We start from the raw sequence: 23,286 nt of genomic DNA on the forward strand, positions 1-23,286 counted from the left end.
GAGTGAATCACGACAACAGCATATGTGCCAGCGCCTTTTTCAACGGCCTGCTAGTGGTAACACTAGGAGTAGTTATATGACGAAGCATCCGATTGTGGTGATCACCTCTGTGGAGCGCCGTCGGCGCTGATCACCGGACGACAAAGAGCGCCTCGTTGCGGCCCGCTTTGAGCCAAGCGTGATAATCTCCGAGATTGCTCGCGCGGCCGGTATCCATGTCAGCCAATTTTTCCGTTGGCGCAAAGAGCTTGCCGGGTCGAAGAGAAGAGCATCGAGAAGGCGACCACCCTGGTGCCGGGGATCGTGGTCGATACCGTGCCTGCCGTCCAACCGAAACTGCCTGCTCCATCCAATCCTCGTCGGAAGCGCAGTGATGTCACGATCGAACTTGGCCGGGGCCGACGTGTCCGCGTGGACAGTGATATCGATACGGACGCGCTGGGCCGCATTCTCGTTGTCGTGCTGGGTCGCCGATGATCCCGGTCCCTGTTGGCGTGAAGGTCTGGCTGGCGACAGGCTATATTGATTCACGCGCCGTTACACTGAGAATTTTGCTGGCGAGAACCGTGCGGTGCTTGCGCCGACGGATGCGGCGATGCAGATTAGGGAGTCGCAGTTTGTTGGACGACGTCTTGGGCAAATTATCTAAAACTATTTTCGATTGTGAATTCGACGCCGGTCCAGACGAGCCTCCAGTTGCTAGCTCGCTATCAGTAGGGGTCGCTCTTTTGCGGTTCTGCATCGACGTCGGCGATGTAAGCGAGGCGAAATTAGTTTTTGCGGAGCTTGTGGCGCGGTTAACTAAACGGGCTTCGCCACCACCGGAATATTTACTCAGCGCGGCACGTCAGATTGCGCAATATCAGATTCTCGAAGAAGCTAACGGAGTAGGCTGTCTCCTTCGAATTGACGGTCCATCAATTCAAAGAACGATAAATCGGCTATCCGGATTTTTGTGTGGAATGGTTTTGAAGGTGACCTAGCGGTCAACAAACGCAAGAGTTGTTGCGCCTTCTTCAATTCGGCGTTTGACAGGGCAAGGAAATTCGATGTCTCATTTACGTGATGACGCGTTACTCCGATTTCCTTGCAAACAATTTCCGTTCCATTTTCTTGTTCCACCGAGGACCTTGCTTATCTCGATGAGTTGCGACGTTTGCAGTCGGTAGCAATCCGCTTGGCCTATGCGAACGCGCTCGCGGCCGACGGCTCGCCGCGCAAGGAAATGGAGCTGCGAAATGAGGTAAAAGCCCGGGTGATCGGCGATGGCGTTCTCGATAGCTGGGCAGTGCAGTGTGCAACGAGGGTTGGCATAGCGAAGCGAAAGCTTCGCTCCGACGGGAAGCTGGTCTTCGGCAGCCGCGCTGAGCTTGAGCGTCGCCAGAAAGGCTTGATCTCGCGACAGGATGGCGACGCAAGCGCCTGCACCCCTTTGTCAGCTATGGCGATCGCCAGAAGAAGCGCGGCAACCAGAATGTCCACCTTATCGACGAAACGACGGTCCTGGTGAAGATCGGTCGAAAGGAAAGCGGCGGCCGGTCCGGTAAAACTCTCACTCATACCGCCTTGCTGCACCTGCCGCGAATGACTGGCAATCGCGGCGCTATCATGCGCCAGCTGGCCGAGATCTGCGCCCAGAGCGAAGAGAAGGACCGGATTAACGTCGGTTACGCCATTGGTGATACGCACGTCAGCATAACGTTCGATCCGCAGGATTTGCCCGATCACCCTCAGCGCCGGCGGCCGGTGCGAGCGTTTGCCGGGCGAAACTTGGGCATAGACCTCAACCCTAACTGGATCGGCATGGCGGTTGCCGAAAATATAGGCGACCCGTCTCGTCTGTCCGCTACGTCGCTACTCGAACACGCGCTGGTCAAGCTCGACCTGCCGGTTGATGCATCTCCCGAGCTGGGGCGCGAGACGCTCGCGGCGGTCGCGGATCGCGCCATCGGTATGGCTCGCAAGCACCGATGCGGAACGATCGTCGTGGAGAAAGGGCTTGGGAAGCTGCGATCCAGCGGCAGGAACAGATCGCTGAATCGGCTTTTGAACTATTGGGCAAGGACCATCTTCGTCCAGATGCTGACCCGTCGAGCACGGCTCGCCGGGATCCAAGTGATCGAGGTCTGGAGCGGGTATAGCTCGACCATCGGCAATATCGCCTTCGACGCACCAGATGCGTGCGCGGCTGCGTGTGAAATTGCCAGGCGCGGAATAGCGCGACTGGCCAAGGCAAAGGACGTCCTTCCGGTCTATGAGGAAGGGTGCGTTTCCCGTCTATGGAAGAATGGGAGACTGCCCGCTGAACTCAAGTCGTGGCAGGACGTCCATCGGTCAATCAAAGCGGCGAAGATTGGCTACCGCCGCCCGCATCCCGACCGGCCGCAAGGCTGGTGGGATAGCGATGCCCCGGCGCTCGCGTCAGATGGGCATGCGGTCGTCCGCCTTCGCAGACGTCATCGACCGGGACTGTTGTTCCGACCCCTAGCATCGCCGAAGCGGAACGCAGCAGTTCGGAGTTTTGTTCAATGTGGGCGTGCTTCTCTGGAACACGAATCCACACGAAAATCCGGATAGCCGAAATCACAAACGCGAAGCGATTTACGAGGAACGACTGATCGGCCCGGTTAATAATGCACCAACTTGGGCGTGGATTTATCCGTCATTTGTGATGAGTGTGGCACCGTGGGTATCACCGAACAAACTCGGCCATGGCGTGCCGATCCACCCTAAATGACCTTCCGTCTTTCCGTGTGCTAAAATAGTCCAACGGGCCTCCATCGCCGATTATTGCAGCCGACAGGATCCCTGACTGATACGCTGCCGTATCCACGGCGAGCCGATTTGAGTGGAGTTCGGGCCTGATGCCGTCGACGGGAGTGTGCCCGTGCACGATCATCTTCTCGAACGGCAGTTCCCAGCTCAAGAACTCGTCACGTATCCATCTCAGATCATTCTCGCTTTGATCGGCGAGCGGTACACCAGGCCGAACGCCTGCATGGACGAAATGGTAACCATTGATGGTCACGAACGGCTTGGCATTCTCCAATGCGGCGAAGTGCGGCTCGAACCGTTCAAGTTCATCGAGGATGGCGTCGATAGTAGACGGCCTCTGTGGGAGGTAGGACTCTATCGTCTTCATACCTCCCAGGGAAAACAGCCAGTTCAAAGTTGCAGGCTCGGACAACCTTCCCCTCGCAAATTCACGAAACATAAAATCATGATTGCCCAGGATCAGTTCCGAACTGGGATGGCGGTGAAGTGTCTTCAGAACGAGATCCATTGCTTCACAGCTATTTGGCCCGCGATCTACAATGTCGCCAAGGAAGATGATCGTGGGCGCCGAATTCTGGGCCAATGCCTCTTGATCGATTGTGTCGATCAAAGGGGCAAGAAGATCAGCTCGGCCGTGAATATCTCCAATGGCATAGATCGTCATGCTAATCTTTATGTTAAAGATGAAGTTACGCGTATGAAGGACGGCGTGCCCTCGCGCTGTCACGTTTCTCGTGACAGCGCAGAGCCGTCCTCTCAGGTTCTCCCGAGCATCTCGTTGGACTTCCGCTTCAGCATGGCGAGCTGCTCCGCGGTGTCGCCATGCGTCATTAGAAGATCGAAAACTGGATCCACCTTCTCGTCACCCCGGTGGTTCCAGACCTTTTCGACCTTCCTGCCCTCAATGTCCAAGTGACCCACGAAGCGGTAGATTTCGGTTTCCGGGCGTCCATCTTCAATTGGACGTCGTCCGCGTGCCTCGTCGTCAGATCCATGGAAAATTCCGGTTATCAGCCCGTTATAGCCTCTGGTAGAGCGGACATTGATCGGGGTAACGGCCTTCACTGACATTTCACGTGTCTCCATTTTTGCTGGAGGTGCCAGTAGCGGATCGAGTGACAAGAATGTGTCTCCTGGGAAGCTAAAATCTTAAGCTATAAAGATTTTAGTTTGGAAAGCCCGAAGATCGCTGCTTCCCTCAGTGACTTCAGGGCCGGGCTCCAGCTTACCTTTCTAACCGCGAGCTTGCGTGACCACGAGGCCAGGAAGCGCTACGCGCGAGGCGGTCCATCGACTGGATAAGAGCAGTCATTGCATCGAGCAGGATCGGCCGCATCTCCTCGTCCATGCTTAGCGCAGGAAGCTCTTCTGAAGCGTCGGGGGCATTTGATAGAGCTAGGTATCCGATGGCCACTCTCGACTGTGCTTTGAGGATTTCAGCGAGAGTGTCGGTACTCTCGGATGGGGGCGTTGATATCAACGTAAATTCCAGCGCGAATTCTCGTCGGAGCGATCGGCCGACCAGCGTCTTAAAACGTTCGGGGTGTAGTGCGTGCGGCGCGTGCATCTTAGGCATCCAGTCGGCGGGCGATGCTAAAGTCGAACAAGCTATTGCAAGCAACCAGGCGAATGATTGTTATTGAGGTGTTTCTGATCGAAGCCTCCGCCCTTTCGATCTTGCCGCTGCTCAGCGTTAGGCAGGTAGTCGGTTAGACGCCAAAGCGCTCAAGACAAACAACGGTTGAGCGACAGGACAGTCATTGCGACGGCGGTGGCGAGACCGATTTTCATCGGGGTGAGCTAAAGGACGTCGATGTTGATGATTTTCCTATAGAAATAGCGGTCTTTCAATTAAGTCCTTATGAGTATGCGCTCTAGTGAAGTGGGCGGACTATCCCGCGTCGGGCCCATTGTAATTGGGCCAGGCCTGTTCGCAATGGCCACTTTTGGCGCTGGGACGCATGCTTCCGCTCTGTTGCTGTCATCGGCTCGTTTATTCGGCCGCACCAAATGGTCGCTTCAATATAGAATGGATACTTGTAGTCGATGTTTCTATGAAGCCGTAACGGCGGTAGAGAGAACCAACCGGGTTCCACAGCAAGTGTTCAAGATGCACCGGTAGATGTTCACGGTCAGCAATCGAAAGGCAGTGGCGCAACACGCGCGACCCAAGCCCGCGCCCTCGATACGCCGAAAGTATATAAAATTCACCAAACTGTATGTGACCCGGATGTCGCTCTAGCGAGACGGTGCCTACGGCGTCTTCGCCTACTAGGATCAGCGAGAAGGGCTTGGAACGTAGCTACTCTTGATGGAATGCCCGCTGGAATTGCTCGTCCCACGCCCAACGCCGCTTGATGTGTGGGCCCATAGCATCAACCTTTACCATGTAAGAAAACTCATGGTCGGACGCCATCAACGGACGGAAACGAATGTCGCGGGGGAGGTCAGGGATGTCCATCATCTAAAGAGATCAGTATTTGACGACAAAGTCATAACTCTTATTGCCGCCTTGTTGGCGGCGGCTCCCGGAACATCTAACAGCGCCTGGTCAACGTGCGAAGAAAACGCCGCTTACGCTGATCATCGCAACGCTGCTATGCCTTTGGCAGCTACCTGTATGCGCCGGTGATCAACCGGCAACCTCCTATCCTTCGGACTATTACTTCGGCCCCTTGGGCTCCCCGGCAGCTAGGCGAAATGTTCGGCTTTGTATACACCCAGCGGAAGATGGTTGAGCACCTGATCAAACTCGTGCCGTCCAGAGCAGCCGAACTGGAGGCTGGTCTGGAGGACTTTGACAGAAGCATCGAGTGGCCAGAAGCACGACTACGGCAAATTGTTGCGTCGCCTGCGAGGAATGCTGAGGCTGAGCGCTACATTGCAATGCGATATCCGTCGATTCGGATTTGAATGTGGGATCGTGTAGCGTAAGGCTGCCGCATCGAAAATCCGAACTACTGCATCCGCCTTTCCGCCTCATCGTTGTCGAAACGATAGGCATCCGCGCTAGCATCGCCAGCCGGTGCGGGCGATGCGCGTCTACCTCTAACCGCTATTCCGCGATGTCTACACCGTCAAAGCGGTGAGCATCTGACGGTTCGATCTGGTATCCAGTGACCTTGGGCGATGTAGCGACGGTAATCAGCCCGTTGGCAAGCGGGATCCAGGGGCTCTCGTCAGCGGCGATCTGTTGGGCTTCTTCGTAGAGTGAGCTGCGGGTGACGGCATTTCCCTCGGCACGGGCCTTTTCCAGAAGAGCGTCGAACTCCTTGTTGCACCAAGCCGCTTTGTTGTTGCCACCGATAGACCCGCAGCTAAGAAGCGGGGTCAGGAAGCTGTCCGCGTCACCGTTGTCCGCCGTCCAGCCGGCCAGAACGGCGCCATCGTGGCTCGGATCACTTGAACGCTTGAGGTATTCGCCCCACTCGAAAGATACGACTTCGGCGATCAGGCCGACCTTTGCCAAGTCAGCCTGGAGTAATTCGGCGGTCCTGCGACCGTTAGGATTGTACGGTCGTGAAACTGGCATAGCCCAAAGCGTTACCTTCCTTCCTGAAAGCCCAAGGTCTGACAATGCCTTCCGGGCTGCATCGGGATCGTACGCGATGCTCTTCAGGCCTTTATTAAAGCCAGTCATATCTGGTGGCAGTACGCTTTCGGCGGCAACACCACTGCCTTGATAGACTGCATCAATAATCGCCTGCTTGTTAACTGCTTGCGTGATGGCACGGCGAACCTTGACGTCATCGAATGGCTTTTGAGACGTGTTGAAAGCCAAATATCCAACATTTAAGCCGGGCCGCTGCAGGACGCGGAGCGATTGGTCAGCCTTTAGGGCAGGGATATCTGCCGGCGTTGGATAGACGGCGACCTGGCATTCGCCTGCTTTAAGCTTTTGTATGCGCGTCGAGGCGTCCGTAGTTATGGCGAAGACCAAGTCGTCGATCGGCTGCTTACCACGCCAGTATTCTGCAAAGGCCTGGTAACGGATCGCTGCGTCTTGTTGATATGCCTTGAACTCGAAGGGACCGGTGCCGATCGGATTTTGATTGAGTTCTTCGACCAAACCGGATGCAGACAGCTTGTCGGCATATTCCTTGGAGAGAATAGAAGCGAAGTCCAAAGCAAGCAGGCCGAGGAAAGGGGCGCTGGGTTTGTCCAGGACGAAACGAACTGTAAGGTTGTCAATCTTTTCTACGGACGTGAGCGACTTCGCCAACCCCACGTCGTTGAAGTACGACCAGCTAGCTCCCGCGGCATAGGACGAGTACTCCGTTTTGCCCGTCTGGCGTTCAAAGCTGAATACCACGTCATCCGCATTGAAATCGCGGCTCGGGCTGAATTTCTCGTTGCTATGAAACTTAACGCCTGGGCGGAGGTGGAAAGTATATATCTTACCGTCGTCCGAAATCTCCCACCGCTCAGCGAGCGCAGGGACGATATCGGTAGTGCCTCGTTTATATTCCACCAGGCGGTTATAGACTGCCTTGGAAGATGCATCAAACGTGGAGCCGGACGTATATCTGGCGGGGTCGAATCCTTCAGGGCTTGCCTCGGAACAATAGACAAGGCTCTTCGAGTAAGCGTTGCCTGCCATTCCGGCTGAGAACGCAAGGGCGGTGGACAGCAATAGAATTTTCATGAATCGTCTCGTTTTCATTCGTTAGTTGTGAGGGCGGACGGGATGGAGCAGGTGTGCCACCCGCCCTTTTCAACGTACCGCTGGTGCTTCTCATCCGCGAGCTCGAGCAAGGTAAACCGTATTATCTGAGTGGCAGACGGCTTGTCCGAACTGGAGTCAAATTCCGCTTTGTGTTTGGCAGCTTCAAACGCCTGGTGATCATCGTGCACGAAGATCGCCGACCTTACCCCTTCGCCGCTCTCGCTACCCTGCCGATCGAGTGACGTTGGATCGTGGCTTTTCCAGAACAGCTCGATTAGCGTTCGATAGCTGACAGCTTCTGGATCGAAATCGATTTGAACGACTTCAATCCTCGCTGGCGATGTCGATCCGTCCGTTCCCGTGGCATGACCCACTCTAGTATCGACGACTCCGCTGATTGCGCGAAAGTATTCCTCCGCACCCCAGAAGCACCCTGCGCCGAACGTCGCTTGTTTTAATTGCAATCTCAATCCCCTGGTTCTCGGGAGCAATGTCACCGGTTTCTTATGAAAGTCTTACCGGTGGATGCGTTTCCCTGGGAGAAACCCATTTGTCAGTGAAGCTGCGCTTTCGAACTTTTTTTCGTGCAAATCCTCTGAATGTGGGAAATTAGACCTCAGACGTAAGTCACTGAGATTTGTAACAAATTGTATCTGGCTTGCACCGCGTTGTTAGCTCTGTGAGCTTGTCTCAACAGGATGGCTTTCAGCTACTCAGGTGCTGCAGGCGACGTCTCCCGTCGTGCTTCTGGTCGTACGATGAAATGCGCCGCAAGGTCGCGGTAGAGATGGACGCAAATTACCGAGGTTCCCCTGGTGCTCCTCGGTACGCAACGTCAGCGCTGGTGTCACCCGGGAGCGCGCGAACCATCTTGCGATCTCTCGCTCGCGCAACCAAGACTTGGTCGGCGACAGAGATTTCTCAGGTACCTAAGCGGCCCAAGCGGAAGATAGCGATTGTCCTCGCATCAGATCTTCCACGGCTTCCGGGCTTCCCGGGCGAGCAAACAGGTAGCCTTGAAAGGTATCGCAGCCGACCGATTTCAAGAATTCAGCCTGACCTTCGGTCTCAACCCCTTCCGCGACGATTTCAAGGCCCAGGGTTTTGGCTAGCCCGACAATCGCGGTGACTATCGCCATGTCGTCCGCATCGGCCGGAATATCCTGCACGAATGACTTGTCGATCTTGATGCGGCTCAGCGGAAATTTCTTGAGCGCGCTCAGACTAGAAAAGCCGGTCCCGAAATCATCGATTGCCAGTGACACTCCAAGCTTTGTCAGCCCCAGCATTTTTGCGATCGCGCTCTCCGCGTCCTGCATGATCATGCTTTCCGTGATCTCGATCTCAAGCCATCGTGGGTCCAGGTCGGCCCTTGCCAGCGTTGCGGCAACCGTGTCCACTACGGCGGCATCTCGGAATTGCCTTGCCGACATGTTCACAGCTACGGTCAGCGGGCCGATACCCGCGTCTTGCCAGATCTTGGCTTGTTTGCATGCCTTTGAGAGAACACTTTCACCAATACCTTGGATGAGGCCCGTTTCTTCCGCCACAGAGATGAATTCGCCGGGAAATATCATCCCTCTTTTTGGATGCTTCCACCTCACCAAGGCTTCCACGCCCACAATTTTGCCGGAGGACACGCAGAGTTGAGGTTGGTAATGCAGCAAGAACTCGTCTCGCTCAAGTGCGACGCGCATGTCTTCGACCAGCTTCAATTTGTAACGCGCCTCTTGCGCGATGGCCGGGTTGAAGATCTGCGCGGCGTCGCGACCGCGCTCTTTTGCTCGATAGAGCGCCATATCAGCGTTAGCGAAAAGCTCGCCCGCGTCGACCCCGTGCATCGGATAGCTCGCGACCCCGATGCTACAAGTCACATGCAAGTCCGTGGACATAAGTGATAACGGCTGTGAGACAGCGGCCTTGAGCGCTTGGACGGTATCGATTTTATCGCGCTCGTTTTCGGTGATTACGACAATGAATTCGTCTCCTCCGATCCTCGATACCAGACTTTCCCTGCCCACAACCGTGGTAAGGCGCTGGGCGATCACCTTCAACAACTGATCGCCCGCGCCGTGGCCCAGGCTGTCGTTCACCAGCTTAAAATGGTCGAGATCGACAAACGCCACGGCAAGCGTCTTACCCTCAGACTTTGCCCACTTGAGCACCTTGGCAAGCCGCTTGTCCAGCGCGTCCCTGTTCAACAGGCCGGTCAGTGGGTCGCGCTCGGCGAGGTAGGCAATTCGCTGTGCATCCTCGTCGCGGTCGATCGCGATGCCCAGCGTCTGTCCGATACCGGAGAAGAATTCCATTATGCCCAGATCGTCTTGGGCCTGTGCTTCTATACGGAGCGTGCCGTGCAAGTCGGCACGCCGCCGCGAAGGGATCGGAATCATGTGGGTGTCGCATGACATCGCCCTGCTGCTCCCGGCCAGCTCCAGCGCGATCTTCCGATTGGGGAAAAGGTTATCCAGAAGCGCCAGTGCGGACTTGAGCAGTTTCCTCAGTTTCATCCCTTGGGCGATGTCACGGAGAAGAGCCGCCTGTGCTTGCATCAAAAGTTCGGATCGCTTCCGGGCGGTGATGTCGCGAGACGCTCCAACTATTCCGACGATGTTCCCAGCACGATCGCGGAGCGGCACCCGCGACATCGTGAGCCATCCGTCTCCTCGGATCCGCTTTTCCTCAATGCCCAAATCGGGCTTTCCGCTTTCGATCACTCTCCGCTCGACCTCCGCGATCGCATTTGCCGCCTCTGCTGGATGGATGTCGGCCTCCGTCAAGCCAATGATCTGATGTACAGCCTCGAATCCGTTGTGTTCGACGATCGCTCTGTTTGCGTAAAGGAAGCGCCCGTCGAGGTCCTTCACGAAAATGTAGTCGGGTACGTGATTGATGAGGGCTTCCAGGCGCTCGTATCGCTCAAGTAGCGAGCCGGAATCAAGATCTGGTCGAGCGGCCGAGTTTTGTGGCCTCGCTCCGACATCTGACAGGATTTCTGCACTCTCTGCATGCTTGGAAAACTTCGGCAGTCGGATCATCGTTCGCACTCCTTGAGCGGTGCAACAATACTCTGAGACCGTTATGCAACCGTGAATGGTTCGAAGGTCTTTTACCCTCATAATTGGGGGTATCAAAGGTAATTGTTCGGTCCCTGCGGCGACATAGGAACCGCGGTGACGCGGACGCCTGTCAGCCGCTCAACACGGCGACCAGGTTTGCGATGGCGGTGATCCTTAGGACCACCTTCCTGAATGCGGGCTAGGAAATCGTCGCTCTGCCGCCACGATCAATCTTGCTGTGGAATTCCGGTCCCAAGTTTCGTCAGTGAAATACGATCGGTTTCGGGCAATGGCGAGCAGTCTCGTGCGCGTAACGGCTAATGCGACAAATAAGCAGGGCGATCATTTGACGAATATGACGCCTCGATTCAACCTTTGGATTCCGTGTCTCCGATTTCGGCATCCAACTCGCGCCGCTCGATGTCTGCAATCTCCTCTGTAATTCTCCCGCTCTGGACTAACCTGCGAAGACAGTCGTCCGCGACGAACCTGAACGCCTCGCCCTGTTGGGTGAGTACTCCGCGTGCCGACATAAATTCTCCACTTGAGATGGAGGCGATCGCGCACTGCATGACCATCATCGCGGCCAAATCACCCGGGGCCCAATCAGGTTCTTTGCAGTATCGCTCTGCAATGTCTGGATTCTGCTCGGCACTCCATTTAGCAGTCTCAACGCCTACCCGCAACGCCGACTCTTGGTAGTCCGATCCCGTGGCCAGACCAGTATGGAAGGCATCCAACGTCTCAATTAGTAGGGAGTTAGGATCCAACTCCAGCTTACCGAACAGGTCAATTTTGGACATGAGGTACCAGCCCATTTATGTTACAGTCACTGTTGCTATCCGTCGAAAAATTGGAAAGCAGGTCTGAATCGATCTAGCAGCGATTGCAGCACTTACGCGCTTCGATCATCGCCCTGCACTAATAGCGGCGCGTCGCAAATGCAGCTACTGTTTTTCAACGCTGGCATTGAATATCTGGTCGATCGCTGAGCGAAGCTTGGCGTCGAACTCTTCGTCTCTCATTTCCAACCGCAAATCTTCAATCAACGCGCGCGAGAAGCTGGCGATCATGTTGCTGTTGAGCCAAAGTCTATGGCACGCATCGGGTCGTCTATAGCCACCCGAAAGCGCTGCTACGCGGAGAACCGATCTATGCGACGCGAGTGAGCCGTAGAAGTTCGGGATACCGGGTATCGTCAGCTTCAAAACAACGGCTTGGTTGTCGGGAAGGGTATCGAGATGGCGACTGATCTCCTCACGCAGAATGAGCTCTGCATCGATCTTTGCCGTAGCATTGATCGACACCTCCGGTTCGACAATCGGTATCAGGCCTCCAGCGAGAATCTCACGGGCCAATTCGAATTGCTGGTTCACGACGGCTCTGATCCCTTCAGGATTTGCTTCGGCGATAAATGAGCGCATTTTCGTTCCGAAGATGCCTCTGCTAGCCGCATGGCCGAGCCTCTCGCGCAAGTCCGAAATCGGCTTTAGTAATTGAATGCCGCCGGCTTGCGCCTCTAGGCCATCGTCGATTTTGAGAAACGGAACGATGCCGCGATCCTCCCAAAGAAACGCCGGCAAGCTCTTTCCGTTCTCCTCGCTGTTCATCGTTCTCTCGAACAGGATCGCTCCGATTACACGTTGACTCGTGAATGTGCTGGATTTCATTATTCGGAGACGCATCTCGTGCATCAGTTGATGCATCTGCTCATCGTCCTGATATTCGTCGTCCCGTATGCCATAGTTGCGCAGAGCGTTACGCGTTGAGCCACCGCTCTGGTCCAACGCGGCCAAGATCCCATCCGCGCTCTTGATACTCCTGAGCATTTCAAGCTTTGATTTCATGTTTCGGTTCCATTACGCAGGTGGGCGATGTTTGGTTGTGCTGCCCCCAGCGGTGCGTTGCGCTTGCGGGTAAAAGAGACCCGCATTATTTCTTGCGGACTCGCAACAGCCAAATTGGGGGGGGCGGCAATACTCATCCACGTGGTTCCCGCTTGGTACGCATCAAAACCAGGATATCGTAGGCCGACATTAGTACTTACAAGCTGTGCGGAGCCAGATCGGTCCGGATCGCGCCACCATTTCCAGGGCGTCCCCAAGGCTCACATGAGGATTTCGCCGTCAAGTTCAATCATAGTTTCATAGCTTGCCCCTTCGATTTTGTATCGAACCCATGGTCTGAGCCACCTTGCATGACGCGGCACGTTGCCGTTACCGGTTCAAACTCACATACGGTCGCCGTTTTGCCCGGCAGCACCATTATCCCGCTTGCGTAGCGGCAAGGCTCAGGAGAACGGGACCAATCTAAAGCGCGGCATTTAAAGCCCGACTTTGAGGCGGTTCGCTCACCTGGATCCGCCTGGAGTGATCAGTCCTGGAAGATTTGTGTATTCGGCAATCTTTTGGGTCGTCAGGCGGTCTTCATGACAGCCCCATCGATGACAACACCCGCAGTGACAAACTTCCACAGCGCGATAAGGAGTTTGCGCGCCAGGGCCACTATCGCGGCTTTCTTTAAGCGTCCACCATTCGACTGAACCCGATCCACAAACCAACGGCTAAGCGCTGATGCTGGCTGATTGCGTAGCCACAACCAAGACAGTTGGATCATCGTGGTGCGCAGCCGAGGGTTTCCTGCCTTTGAGACACCCTGTTCGTGGTCGATGGTCCCGCTCATCCATGGGGTTGGTGTCAAACCTGCATAGGCGGCAATCTGCCGCCGATTATCAAAATGCCGGGACAGGGCTTCGGTCCAAAGAACGGCGGCAAATTCAGCGCCAACGCCCTTCAAGGACAGCAGCATCGCTGCGGGCGAGGTTGCCTCAACCGCTGGCTGCTCGTCCATCGATAGGAGAGCATTACGCTCGCTCTCCACTGCAGCGATCTGCTCTAGCAGCAACTCGAGACGGTCGAGTTCGCGATTGATTTGAGCCTTCAGGTGTTTCGGTAACTCGCGCCCATCTCCGGTCTGGAGTTCCTCTAGCCGCTGACGGCGATCCTTACGGAGCGGTTGATAGCCGCTGACGCCTTGAGCGAAGAGTAGCCCCTTCACGCGATTGACATGCCTGACCCGCTCAGCAATCAAAACTTTACGTTCCCTGCAAATCCGACGCCGATCTTCGTCCTTCGGATCTGGCGCTCTGACCATCGCACAGACGCGAGGCTCGCCGCGCTTGAACGCAAGCAATGTGCGCGTCAGAGCCTCTCCATCGATCTTGTCGGTCTTGGCACGCCGACGTCGACGGGAAGTCGCGATCGAAGCTGCGTCGACGACGTAACTCTCGATGCCGTAACTCTCCAGCACGCGGTGTATCCAGAAGCCGTCCAATCCTGCCTCTTGGATCGTCACGATGGGAAATAACTTCCCTGTTCTCAACCGCGCCTTTTGTTGTAGCTGCTCAAATCGATCCAGTAGCTCGGCTATATTGCCACCGGCCACTACGTGCTTCGACATCTTCTCGCCACTGCCCGGCGACAACGAAGTGATCAACCAGGTCGATCGGCTCAGTTCCAATGATACAAAAATTGCGCCAAGATCAATGCGGACAGCGGTCGGATGAATGGATGCAGGTTCCATAAACTGCTCCTCCTGAGCGAGTGTTTTGATGCAACCTCACTCTGCCAGAGCGGCGGCCGCTGTTCACTCCTCATGGGATCTAAAGCCGTCGTATTCGGATGAAACCGCGTGTTTCGTTGCCGTAATAACGGAGCCGTATACACGTTCAAATGCCGTTTCGGGAAGTAGTGGACCTGGGAGCGTTAGCGCATGGTTCCCGGGCAACTGGCGGATGGTAGGCGATCTCTTGGCTGACAAGTGTGCTCAACAATCACCCGTCTTTTAACGCCGCGGCACTGCCCGTGGAAGATGAACCCGAAGGAACCTGGTGACTGTCTTTCGACTTCAGCAGCGCTTCGATAGCGGCCTGCGTTGTGTTGTAGTCTCCCGCGCCGAAATGATGGTATCGGACGACGCCGTTCGCATCGACTAAGTACTGCTCCGGCCAGTAGACGTTTTCGAAAGCCTTCCAGATCGAAAAATTATTGTCGATGGCGACCGGATACTCAACGTCGTAGCTGGCGACCGCGCGTTCGAGGCCGGACTCCTTCTTCTCGAAGGCGAACTCAGGTGAATGGACACCGACGACAACCAAACCGTCCTTTTCGTAGGTCTTTGCCCAACCGCCAATTGTCGGCAACGCACCGACGCAATCGCCGCAAGCGAACGTCCAAAAGTTCACCAGAACGACCTTTCCCTTGAGCGCGTTGGGAGTGATGGGAGAGGAGTTCAGCCAACCCGTGGCACCATCAAATGAGGGCAGCCTTCCAAGCGCCGGCAACGACCCGATCCCCGGGACCGACACCGGGACTACTACGGTGCCCGGTTCCAGCGGCGATCGCGAGATCTGTTTGCTTGCCGAAATGTCGGAATAGAATGGGACCGGGCCAAATGTTTCCGGCAGGACTGCCTTAGCCCCGGCTATCATTGCGAATACGGCAACCCCCATCAACATTGTGGTCTTCACAGTCATCTTCGCACCTTCCGTACTGCTGGCTCGCATAGCGCCCGGACCGATGTGGTTGTCAGTGGTCGATCCGGAAACTTATTTACGCCCGCCAAGTATCCGTAGTGTGTTCAAAATGGTGCGGAGATGTATCGCAGTGTTGTGCTACGGCGACCGACGATCACGCTGTCAGGATGATACACCGAGCCGACTATCGGAGCTTAAAAGCCAGCCAAGCTTTTAAGGCCTGCCCCAGTTTGTCAGTTCTGTTCCTCGCTGCGGATGGCTGACGTCCACAGAGATACTCCCGCCCCGATTTCGTGAGAGTAAATGACATCCCGCAATCAAAGCCGCTGCTGTCCTCAGTCACGAAGTCTAACTCCCAGGCTTGCTGCAGGCCGGGGAGAACAACGTTCATGTCGTCCAAATCTGATAGAGGAAAGCGGCCCCATTCATCGACGGTGGCCAGTGCACGGCGTATGGTCTTCATACAGCTTATTTCCCAGCAACAAATCAACGACATGCGTATCGCGCGATGCCCAATTTAAAAAGAAGCCAATTTGGGTTGTTTAGCGTCCGCGCGGGTGTTGCTAGATCGCTTGTTGCCGCATGGGTATCAGTTTGAACCCGTTGCCGCACCATTGGCCGGGTCCCGCCGACCTTGAGCATGTCGAAGGCCTCGGCCACCAGTGGGCGTTTGCTGGGCCCAAAGAGCTATGGGTGTTCAAGTGAGTCAGGCTCTGTGGCATCCGAACAATTGCAAATGTAGCCATTTGTTCATCGGCATTCAATCCACCGAAACATAGAGCACCTACCACCCTGAAGTCCGTGATCGCGACACACCCGCGAACCGAAGGGGGCGATGTGAAGATTCGGAAAGACTTCCTTGTTTGTCCTGATTCTAACCGAATTTACGGTGTGATCGCAGTTGCATGTTCACTGGTGGTCTTCGCGTATTCGAGCTTAATAGGACCGGCTTCGATTCTAATGTTCTATTGGGTTTGGCTGAGTCTTGTGGCCATCTCCTACCGACGGGTACTTGGTAGTTACTCGCGTCTGGTCTGGATTTATGCGTTTGCAGGACTTTGCGCGCTAAGCGTCTTCTGGTCTGACGCGCCAGGCGTTTCTGCACGTTCAGCGGTGCAATATCTTAGCCAAATAATGTGTGCCCTGATCGCTATGCGTGTGGTCAGTTTTTCGACGTTAAGCAGGGGAATTGTTGTGGGGAGCGCGCTGCTCCTCTCGTACTCGTTAAGTACCAACGGTTACGATTATGACCCATTCACCGGCACGGGAAGTTTCGTAGGTGCCTTTTCTTCCAAAAACCAAGTAGGTCTTTACGCGTCAATAGGCCTATATTTCTCTTACGTGATGTTGGCATTCTATCGCCCAGGTGCGCTCTTCGCGCTTCTCTCCATTTTCACTGCCGCGCTCGCGATCTATTGCTTGAGCATTTCCGATTCTGCGACCGCGATGCTGACCGCTACGTTGGTGATCGCTTGGAGCATTCTTTGGCAGCTATTTCTGCGCTTTTCGCCGACTGCGCGGCTGTCAATATTATGCATCTTTGCTCTTACCGCGATGATGCTGTTTTTGGCGGTCGGGGCAGGCGATGCCGCTGCACCCATACTGGCCTTGTTCGGCAAGGACATCACTTTGACGGGAAGGACCTATCTCTGGCAGCAAGGCATAGAGGAGGCGCTTCGGCATCCTCTTCTTGGGGTAGGTTATCAAGCATACTGGGTGCAGGGCCTCTCAGAAGCGGAGAGGTTATGGAGTGAGTTCGGAATCGGATCTCGAAACGGCTTCCACTTTCACAACACTTATGTCGAGTGTTTGGTTGAGAATGGGGTAGTCGGTCTACTTTTGCTGGCAGGTCTGTTTCTCGTTACGCTGACAACACATCTTAGGCGATCGCTGGTAAATCCGTTTTACAGAGATCCACTTGTAGCGTCAGGCGTTGTTTTGATGCTGTTCGTGCGATCCTTCGTTGAAGTGGATGTAATTTTCCCCTACCAGATCGGATCGTTCCTGCTCTACTTCATGGCGGGTGCGGCCTCGTTCAAGATCGCTGACTACAATCAAATCTCGCTATCGCCAACCGGCCTCGATGCCGAGGACGAACGCTCGACTTTCTAAAAGAAAGGTGAGCGCGCTGTCCTGGATAGCGTCCCGTATCAAATTGATCTCTTGGAGGACACATTCCAGTAGAACGTGTCCCAGTAGCGGGTTGCGTCTTCAGAAGAGAACATGCGACACGCAGTGTCGTATGCCGACTGCCTCATTCTCAGGTAATTGGCTTGATCGGACAGGGTGTCCCATATCCTCTTGGCGGCCATCTCGGCCAGACGGTTGACCTCGTCCCGGTGGGTGACAGCGAATCGTGCAGAGCTTCGATCCGCATTTATATGTATCCACTCACCGAACTTCGTAGTCGCAAGATCAAGTAGGATGCCGTTTTCCCCGTCGCGAATGAACTCCGGTAATGCGCCCTGATTGGTTGCGATCACCGGCACATAGTTCGCCATCGCCTCTATCGCGCTATATCCAAAGGTGTCTGAGAAGGTTGGCAACAAAACGAAATGTGCCCGATTTAACAGGCTGAGTACTGTATGGTTTGATAGGCCGCTGAAGTGGCGCACGTTTGGCAACCTGAGAAGTCGAGTGTATTCGTCGAAGTAGTCGGTTGAAAGGGGATCGGTCCAGGAGGCGGGGCCTGTCTCCAAAGTCGATACTATATCCACTGCGAGAGGCGTGCCGTTCTTGATGGCGAGTTCTGCCAATCGCACCGCGACACACCCGCCCTTGCGTCCAAAATGGTTCCCGACGAATACGACGCGGGTCAGCTTGTTCGCCGCCGGTCGATGCACGTCTTCTCGGACGGCAATGGGCATGTTGGGATAACGGACGTGTAGTTTTTGCGCCAGAGTGTCATATTCAGGCGTTTCCTTGTTGGTGGCGAGGAATATACGCTTTGCGTGCTCTGATATCGCTACAATCCCCACGCACCGCTCGCTAGTCAATGAGGCCCGGAGCAACCTATGATACCCGCTGTTCTCCAAGCCGAAGACTCGAGGGAGGTGGGACTCGAACCCAATCACGTAGGGAAGGGATCCAACCGGAATCCGGTTGAATGCGTGAACGAGGTCGAAGCGTGCCAGTGGCAATGGATTGAAGAACGTCAAGCCATCTAGACGAGGATGTAGGTAATTGAACGGGACAAAAGACCGCCGGTTTATCTTATGTACCGACGAGCGGGGTGAATTGAATTGGTGAGGATATCTGGTTGGTGCAAGGATTGAGAGCGACTGCAATCGGATGACCCTTCTGATGAGATGCAGCCCACTGAAGTGTCGTAGCGTTGCGCTATCGTTTGAAATACATCCGACAGTGTTTCATTTGAAATGCGAACCATCCGTTGATGGTCCGCGTGTAGCGCGTAGCGGCCTGCCAGCGCCCCAGCGGCCGTTCCCTGAGGTGTTCCAACCCGAATCCCGAAGAGCCGGAATATGAGCGCGTCTATTTGACAGCGCTTCCTGGCGGTGGGTCTGCTTAAAGTCCTGAGGAAATGGCGGGTGCGGCGAGCCTTAGACCCGCCTTGTTGCCCTGGTTGGCAGGCTGCCTACCAACACATGCGTCGACCACAACTATGCTGCCGGACACAGGCGTGCCGTGTGAGGATGTGAAAGAGACAGCGATGCACGGAGCGATCAAGGTGCGGTGGCGCTGCCGGTTTCGAATGTCAAGGAAGCGACGGTAGACCGACTGGAATGCAAACGTGAGCACTCGGCGGAGGGACAAGGACGCGATTTTAGTGCAGTGTCATGTAATTATGCGTTAGCCCGCCGGCCTCTGGAACAGCCGTTGGCTGCGGTTCGACAGCTATGATGTCGATAATATCGCGTGTATGGAAGCAACGGGCCTTCCCGCAGATGGTGACGAGTACGAATTCCTCGGTGAGCTTCAGGGCTGTCGCGAGAAAATTTCGTTCCGAGCCTTCGTCCATTATGGATATCACAAACATTACCACCTCGACTTCATGATTAAGATCGCCCTCGCATGTGTGCGGGATCCGACGAGTCGGCCACAGTTGGTATAAGCAGGGTCGATTAGTTGCGCGGGGCAGGCGCGTTGCTCGCGAACGACGGTATCGCTTCAAGCCTTTCGAAAACTTCGGCGATGGTAGGCCAACGCGACAGCTCGATGCCGAGACGTCTGGCCCCGACTGCCTGCGGAAACAGAAATACATCCGCAATCGTAGGGGCGTCACCAAGTGCCAGATATCCACTGCGACTTGCCTGAAGAATTCCCTCGATCGCGGTGAAACCTTCACTGACCCAGTGCATGGTCCACTGCTTCAAAGCTTCAGGCGTGGCATCGAAGGTCGATTTCAAATGCAGCGCGACTCGCGGAGGTACAAGTGCGTGGATCTCCGATGCGATGATCATCGCGATCGAACGCGCCAATCCCCGTCTGGCGATATCGCTCGGAAGCAAGTCTGGTTCCGGCGTGAGCTCGTTCAGGTATTCCACAATTGCCAGCGACTGTGTGATGAGCAACGTGCCGGTATCGAGAGCCGGAACCAAGCCCTGAGGATTGATTTCCCGATAGGCCGCCTGTCGGCTCTCTGCCTCGGATCCAAATATCCCGATGGACTGAGTTTCGACACTGATCCCCTTCAGCGCGAGTGCAATCCTCACGCGGGAGCTCGCGGAGGACATTTCATTCAAATATAGTTTCATGTTTTCCTCCAAGAAGATTGCAATCTTTCCGACGGCTATTCGACAATCGATTCTGTTGCCGAAAGCAGACCGAAAAGAGCGGATGGCTCCGTCGATGCGTAGTCATAGACGCATGGAGCGGCCACGACTGTTGCAACGAGAAACAAAATGACTACAGATTTCATATGAACTCCTTCGGGAGCGAGCAAACAGGCTCGCTCCGTTGACTCTAGGGGTTAGACTACGTTTAATGTGACGTTGATATTGCCGCGGGTCGCTTTGGAATAGGGGCAGGTCGCATGTGCCTCCTCGACCAAGACACGCGCCAATTCTGCCTCAACCCCGGGAACAGTCACGTTAAGTCTTGCCTGCAGGAAGAAAGCGCCGTCAGTGGTTCCCAGATCTACCTCGGCATCAACCGCAGTGTCGGCCGGCAGCGCGACCTTACGTTTGGAGGCAGCAATCCCGAGCGCGCCAAGAAAACAGGCGGACCATCCTGCGGCGAAAAGCTGTTCAGGATTTGTGCCTTCGCGCCCACTGCCCGGCGGAGACAGCTGGATGTCCAGCGCCCCATCGTCGCTCTGAGCCTTCCCCTGGCGTCCACCTGTGGTGTGTGTCTTGCCTGTGTAAAGGACTTTTTCAATCGAATTCATTGTCTTGACCTTCTCCTTGTCGCCGCTTTTGCGGCATGGCTGACGGGTGCAATGTTGATGACTTCAAGTATCGGGAATGTTTCAGTAAATCCGTGATTTGTATCGCTTTGTAGCTGTGCGTTGCCTCACGACTCGTTAGCGCTCGATGAGAGCGGTTCGAGACCTAGACCCACTGGATTTGGTCAGCGGCGTGCTTCGACAGCGCAACCTGAAGCGTTTGGTGCGACTCTAACCTTGGCCGAATCGTTCGAAAAAAAAGCGATTTCGGACCTGTGCGCACGACCCCGGAGCTGTCACTGAGAGTAGTGACTGAAGACGAAGTCCTTCGACCGATCCAGCTTCGTGTGGCATGCGAAGCAAGACTGTACGACCTTATCGCTTTGATTTGCGATTCCGCCTTCGAATTGCCCGTAGCCCCATCCGCCGGTTGCGGCGTACTTCTTCGAGTCCTTGACGCTTACCTGCACATTGGTGGGGTCGCCTGCCACAAATGATTGCGGCGCTGGAAATACCGCGTCGTTTTCAGGCGATGATTTGAACACATATGCCAAACGGGCGATAACCGCGCCGTCCGGAAAGGGACGGATGCCCTCTCGAAATGCCTTCACCGCGATCTCGTTTCCGAGAACGGCACGGATGTCGTTGTTTTTTCCGGCTTCATGCGCAACGGTGATCAACTTCCAATCACGGTATCCTTCCGGAAGACTGACGCCGAATATGGGAGACACATTGCTGGCCTGTCCTTCGACTTCCGTTATTGACATCCCGACTGCGGCAACACCGAGAGCCATCCCGAAAATTCCGATAATAGCGCGCATCTTATGTTCCTTCCTGCAACACTGGCTGGCGAGCTCATCACTCTCTTCTGGGGCAGAACGGTTGGAAATCTCCGCCACGATAACCACTTGGGTGGCTGCTTTGCTATCGTCCAGAAGTGTCTCGGATATGTCCAGCTCCGGGAGAATTGTAACAAACGTCGACCCGAGACCGTTTTCGTACATCACGATACAATGCCCGTTCTGTTAAACGCCTCCCAGATCACAAGCGAGCACGGCAGATATCCTAACGCGTCAAGCAACTCGGCGGCCTTCACCCGAAGGTGAAGGCATAGGCTTCGACACCGGCATCGAGAAAGCGGATTTCGAACCTCCGGGCTTTGACGTCGCCAGACTGGCGGACCAGTTGGTAGAGCTTTGTAGTAGTTACCGTGCCTTTGCCGTTCTCGTCGGTATCTGTGCCGTGATCTTTACCCGGCGGCTTACCATCAATGGTGACCTGGAAACGAACAGGCTTCCCGTCTGCTGTGGGTCCGAGGACAAGATGGAGGTCACGGGCACTAAAATGGTAGGCGATGCCACCGCCAGCGGCATCTAGGCTGGCGGCTTCGGGACCCACGGTCCAGCGACCCGAAAGGCCCCATTCATTTAAATCCAGCGAGCTTGTACTGTAAACACGAGAGGTATCCGACGCGAAGCCGCCGGGGGACGCGAAGTTCGATGCCTGCTGGTAGCCGATATATGTTTCCCCAGAGCGGATGTGCTGCAGGTCCGGCTTCGCTTCTGCCCCTGTGGCGTCCGGTTTGACGGAGGAACCTGAATCGATTTGGCTGCCGGCCTCACGTAGCAAACTCTGGATCGCCTCTTCGGTCTGGCGGTAATTGCCTTCGCCGAAGGTGTTGTATCGGATCTTGCCACTGGCATCGATCAGATAGTGGGCAGGCCAGTAGTTGTTCTGGAAGGCGCGCCAGATGCTGTAATCGTTGTCGACGGCCACGGGATACTTGATGCCGAAATCCGAGACTGCCTTGCGGATATTGTCGACGTTCTTCTCGAAGGCGAATTCCGGCGTATGGACGCCGATGACCACGAGACCCTTGTCTGCATATTTCTCGGCCCAGGCCCGGACGTAAGGTGTGGTGCGAATGCAGTTGATGCAGGAATAAGTCCAGAAGTCGACGAGCACGACCTTGCCGCGCAAAGCCTCCGCCGTCAGCGGCGGCGAATTCAGCCACTCGACCGCGCCGTCGAGAGACGGTGCCAGGCCTTCGACCGGAAGATCGCTCTTGAACGGCGGCTTGGTGTCGGAGACCGTATCGATCATAGCACGGTTGCGGGCCAACTCGCCATCGCCGGGCTTGACGTGCAGTCGGTCAAGCACAGCCTGTTCGAGCGAGGTGGTGCTGGCATAGGAGAAGCGGGAGAGCAGGCTGGTATCAAGGCCAAGAGCAATCACGGTTACGCCGGCGAGCACGGCCACTCCGAGCGCCTGGCGCAGCCGCTCGCTGACGCCGAGCGACCGTTTCATCGCAGCAAATACCCGGCCGCCGACGAGCAATGCGGTTGCCAGCGACGTCGCGGCACCGGCCGCATAGGCAAGCAACAGGAAGGTCGTCTGCAGATTAGCGCCCTGAAGTGCCGCGCCTGTCAGCACCAGGCCGAGGATCGGACCGGCGCAGGGTGCCCAGAGCAGGCCCGTGGCAATGCCGAGCAGAAGAGCGCTCGCAGCAGACGGCGAAGCGCGCCCGTTGCCTGAGGCATTTAGCAGCCTGTTGCCGAAAACGACGAGTGGGTGTGACAGCCCGCTGGCGACGCGGGAAAACAGCAGGCTGATGCCGAAGAGTGCAAGCAGGAGGAGCGCTGCAAGGCGGCCATATTCATTGGCATTGATGGCCCAGCTACCGCCGACGGCCGCCAATGTAGCCACCAGCGCAAAGGTTGCCGCCATGCCTGCCAGCATCGGCAACGTGCTCCTGAGGAACGGCTGTCCGGCGCGGGCGAAGACGAAGGGGAGGATGGGCAGGATACACGGGCTGAGGATCGTCAGCGCGCCTCCGAGATAGGCAATGATGAGAAGCGTCATGGTCGCGGTTCCTCTGCGGGTTGGCCGTGGCATCTGCCAGCGATGG

The 23,286-nt window shown here is 55.7% G+C and carries 19 protein-coding genes and 1 pseudogene; 4 read left to right on the forward strand and 16 right to left on the reverse strand.

Annotation, left to right across the window (positions count from 1 at the left end; all coding sequences use genetic code 11):
* Positions 1-142: 142 nt before the first annotated feature.
* Both ACODR6_RS31385 and ACODR6_RS31390 read left to right on the forward strand, forming a co-directional pair.
* Positions 143-526: pseudogene (locus tag ACODR6_RS31385) on the forward strand (transposase); the annotation flags it as partial.
* A 94-nt stretch (positions 527-620) separates the two neighbouring features.
* On the forward strand, positions 621-983 hold the full coding sequence (locus ACODR6_RS31390; protein WP_489026422.1) for a hypothetical protein: 363 nt from the start codon (positions 621-623) through the stop codon (positions 981-983).
* A 199-nt stretch (positions 984-1,182) separates the two neighbouring features.
* Here the strand turns inward: ACODR6_RS31390 and ACODR6_RS31395 are convergent, their stop codons facing one another.
* Positions 1,183-1,560: a hypothetical protein gene (locus ACODR6_RS31395; protein ID WP_489026424.1), complete on the reverse strand. Its 378-nt coding sequence runs from the start codon at positions 1,558-1,560 to the stop codon at positions 1,183-1,185.
* Positions 1,561-1,608: 48 nt separating this feature from the next.
* Between ACODR6_RS31395 and ACODR6_RS31400 the strand changes: the two genes are divergently transcribed.
* The gene (locus ACODR6_RS31400; protein WP_489026426.1) at positions 1,609-2,577 is read left to right on the forward strand and encodes a hypothetical protein; all 969 of its coding nucleotides are present in this window, start codon (positions 1,609-1,611) and stop codon (positions 2,575-2,577) included.
* A gap of 115 nt (positions 2,578-2,692) precedes the next feature.
* On the opposite strand, the gene ACODR6_RS31405 is transcribed toward ACODR6_RS31400, so the two are convergent.
* The 10 genes from ACODR6_RS31405 to ACODR6_RS31450 form a co-directional block, all read right to left on the reverse strand.
* Positions 2,693-3,439, reverse strand: coding sequence for a metallophosphoesterase (locus ACODR6_RS31405; protein WP_489026427.1), 747 nt, complete (start codon positions 3,437-3,439; stop codon positions 2,693-2,695).
* Between the two features lie 92 nt (positions 3,440-3,531).
* Positions 3,532-3,897 (reverse strand): hypothetical protein, encoded by a 366-nt coding sequence (locus ACODR6_RS31410; protein WP_489026429.1) that lies wholly within the window; start codon positions 3,895-3,897, stop codon positions 3,532-3,534.
* Positions 3,898-4,768: 871 nt separating this feature from the next.
* Positions 4,769-5,056 (reverse strand): GNAT family N-acetyltransferase, encoded by a 288-nt coding sequence (locus ACODR6_RS31415; RefSeq protein ID WP_489026484.1) that lies wholly within the window; start codon positions 5,054-5,056, stop codon positions 4,769-4,771.
* Positions 5,057-5,830: 774 nt separating this feature from the next.
* On the reverse strand, positions 5,831-7,420 hold the full coding sequence (locus tag ACODR6_RS31420; protein ID WP_489026431.1) for an ABC transporter substrate-binding protein: 1,590 nt from the start codon (positions 7,418-7,420) through the stop codon (positions 5,831-5,833).
* Positions 7,421-7,434: 14 nt separating this feature from the next.
* Complete coding sequence (gene msrA, locus ACODR6_RS31425; protein WP_489026433.1) at positions 7,435-7,905, reverse strand: peptide-methionine (S)-S-oxide reductase MsrA; 471 nt, start codon at positions 7,903-7,905, stop codon at positions 7,435-7,437.
* Between the two features lie 465 nt (positions 7,906-8,370).
* Positions 8,371-10,479, reverse strand: a complete 2,109-nt coding sequence (locus tag ACODR6_RS31430; RefSeq protein ID WP_489026434.1) for a putative bifunctional diguanylate cyclase/phosphodiesterase — start codon at positions 10,477-10,479, stop codon at positions 8,371-8,373.
* 389 nt (positions 10,480-10,868) lie between these two features.
* Positions 10,869-11,303: a hypothetical protein gene (locus ACODR6_RS31435; RefSeq protein WP_489026436.1), complete on the reverse strand. Its 435-nt coding sequence runs from the start codon at positions 11,301-11,303 to the stop codon at positions 10,869-10,871.
* A 144-nt stretch (positions 11,304-11,447) separates the two neighbouring features.
* Positions 11,448-12,347 (reverse strand): fructose bisphosphate aldolase, encoded by a 900-nt coding sequence (locus ACODR6_RS31440; protein ID WP_489026438.1) that lies wholly within the window; start codon positions 12,345-12,347, stop codon positions 11,448-11,450.
* A 568-nt stretch (positions 12,348-12,915) separates the two neighbouring features.
* Positions 12,916-14,082 carry an IS110-like element ISRel9 family transposase gene (locus ACODR6_RS31445; protein WP_489026440.1) on the reverse strand — a complete coding sequence of 389 codons (1,167 nt, stop codon included), beginning with the start codon at positions 14,080-14,082 and terminating at the stop codon, positions 12,916-12,918.
* Between the two features lie 250 nt (positions 14,083-14,332).
* Entirely contained in the window at positions 14,333-15,034 is a 702-nt protein-coding gene (locus tag ACODR6_RS31450; protein WP_489026442.1) for a redoxin domain-containing protein, read from the reverse strand.
* Between the two features lie 987 nt (positions 15,035-16,021).
* Here ACODR6_RS31450 and ACODR6_RS31455 point away from each other — a divergent pair.
* Positions 16,022-17,146, forward strand: a complete 1,125-nt coding sequence (locus tag ACODR6_RS31455) for an O-antigen ligase family protein (RefSeq protein WP_489026444.1) — start codon at positions 16,022-16,024, stop codon at positions 17,144-17,146.
* Positions 17,147-17,184: 38 nt separating this feature from the next.
* Here the strand turns inward: ACODR6_RS31455 and ACODR6_RS31460 are convergent, their stop codons facing one another.
* The 5 genes from ACODR6_RS31460 to ACODR6_RS31480 all read right to left on the reverse strand — a co-directional run bounded on the left by ACODR6_RS31460 (position 17,185) and on the right by ACODR6_RS31480 (position 23,240).
* Complete coding sequence (locus ACODR6_RS31460) at positions 17,185-18,012, reverse strand: glycosyltransferase family 4 protein (protein WP_489026445.1); 828 nt, start codon at positions 18,010-18,012, stop codon at positions 17,185-17,187.
* A 1,104-nt stretch (positions 18,013-19,116) separates the two neighbouring features.
* Entirely contained in the window at positions 19,117-19,749 is a 633-nt protein-coding gene (gene maiA, locus ACODR6_RS31465; protein ID WP_489026446.1) for a maleylacetoacetate isomerase, read from the reverse strand.
* A 215-nt stretch (positions 19,750-19,964) separates the two neighbouring features.
* Positions 19,965-20,381 (reverse strand): organic hydroperoxide resistance protein, encoded by a 417-nt coding sequence (locus tag ACODR6_RS31470; protein ID WP_489026448.1) that lies wholly within the window; start codon positions 20,379-20,381, stop codon positions 19,965-19,967.
* A gap of 293 nt (positions 20,382-20,674) precedes the next feature.
* Positions 20,675-21,382, reverse strand: a complete 708-nt coding sequence (locus tag ACODR6_RS31475; RefSeq protein ID WP_489026486.1) for a cytochrome P460 family protein — start codon at positions 21,380-21,382, stop codon at positions 20,675-20,677.
* An 88-nt stretch (positions 21,383-21,470) separates the two neighbouring features.
* The gene (locus ACODR6_RS31480) at positions 21,471-23,240 is read right to left on the reverse strand and encodes a cytochrome c biogenesis protein DipZ (protein ID WP_489026450.1); all 1,770 of its coding nucleotides are present in this window, start codon (positions 23,238-23,240) and stop codon (positions 21,471-21,473) included.
* Positions 23,241-23,286 lie beyond the last annotated feature (46 nt).

The sequence above is a fragment of the Rhizobium sp. FG96 genome (genome assembly GCF_057808655.1).

What these genes read in the sequence shown, in the direction of transcription:
- ACODR6_RS31395 (WP_489026424.1), bottom strand. Translation starts at nt 1,560, where the DNA reads ATGAGTGAGAGTTTTACCGGACCGGCCGCCGCTTTCCTTTCGACCGAT.
- ACODR6_RS31445 (WP_489026440.1), bottom strand. Translation starts at nt 14,082, where the DNA reads ATGGAACCTGCATCCATTCATCCGACCGCTGTCCGCATTGATCTTGGC.
- ACODR6_RS31450 (WP_489026442.1), bottom strand. Translation starts at nt 15,034, where the DNA reads ATGACTGTGAAGACCACAATGTTGATGGGGGTTGCCGTATTCGCAATG.
- ACODR6_RS31435 (WP_489026436.1), bottom strand. Translation starts at nt 11,303, where the DNA reads ATGTCCAAAATTGACCTGTTCGGTAAGCTGGAGTTGGATCCTAACTCC.
- ACODR6_RS31420 (WP_489026431.1), bottom strand. Translation starts at nt 7,420, where the DNA reads ATGAAAATTCTATTGCTGTCCACCGCCCTTGCGTTCTCAGCCGGAATG.
- maiA (WP_489026446.1), bottom strand. Translation starts at nt 19,749, where the DNA reads ATGAAACTATATTTGAATGAAATGTCCTCCGCGAGCTCCCGCGTGAGG.
- ACODR6_RS31430 (WP_489026434.1), bottom strand. Translation starts at nt 10,479, where the DNA reads ATGATCCGACTGCCGAAGTTTTCCAAGCATGCAGAGAGTGCAGAAATC.
- ACODR6_RS31440 (WP_489026438.1), bottom strand. Translation starts at nt 12,347, where the DNA reads ATGAAATCAAAGCTTGAAATGCTCAGGAGTATCAAGAGCGCGGATGGG.
- ACODR6_RS31475 (WP_489026486.1), bottom strand. Translation starts at nt 21,382, where the DNA reads ATGTACGAAAACGGTCTCGGGTCGACGTTTGTTACAATTCTCCCGGAG.
- ACODR6_RS31405 (WP_489026427.1), bottom strand. Translation starts at nt 3,439, where the DNA reads ATGACGATCTATGCCATTGGAGATATTCACGGCCGAGCTGATCTTCTT.
- ACODR6_RS31480 (WP_489026450.1), bottom strand. Translation starts at nt 23,240, where the DNA reads ATGACGCTTCTCATCATTGCCTATCTCGGAGGCGCGCTGACGATCCTC.
- ACODR6_RS31470 (WP_489026448.1), bottom strand. Translation starts at nt 20,381, where the DNA reads ATGAATTCGATTGAAAAAGTCCTTTACACAGGCAAGACACACACCACA.
- ACODR6_RS31400 (WP_489026426.1), top strand. Translation starts at nt 1,609, where the DNA reads ATGCGCCAGCTGGCCGAGATCTGCGCCCAGAGCGAAGAGAAGGACCGG.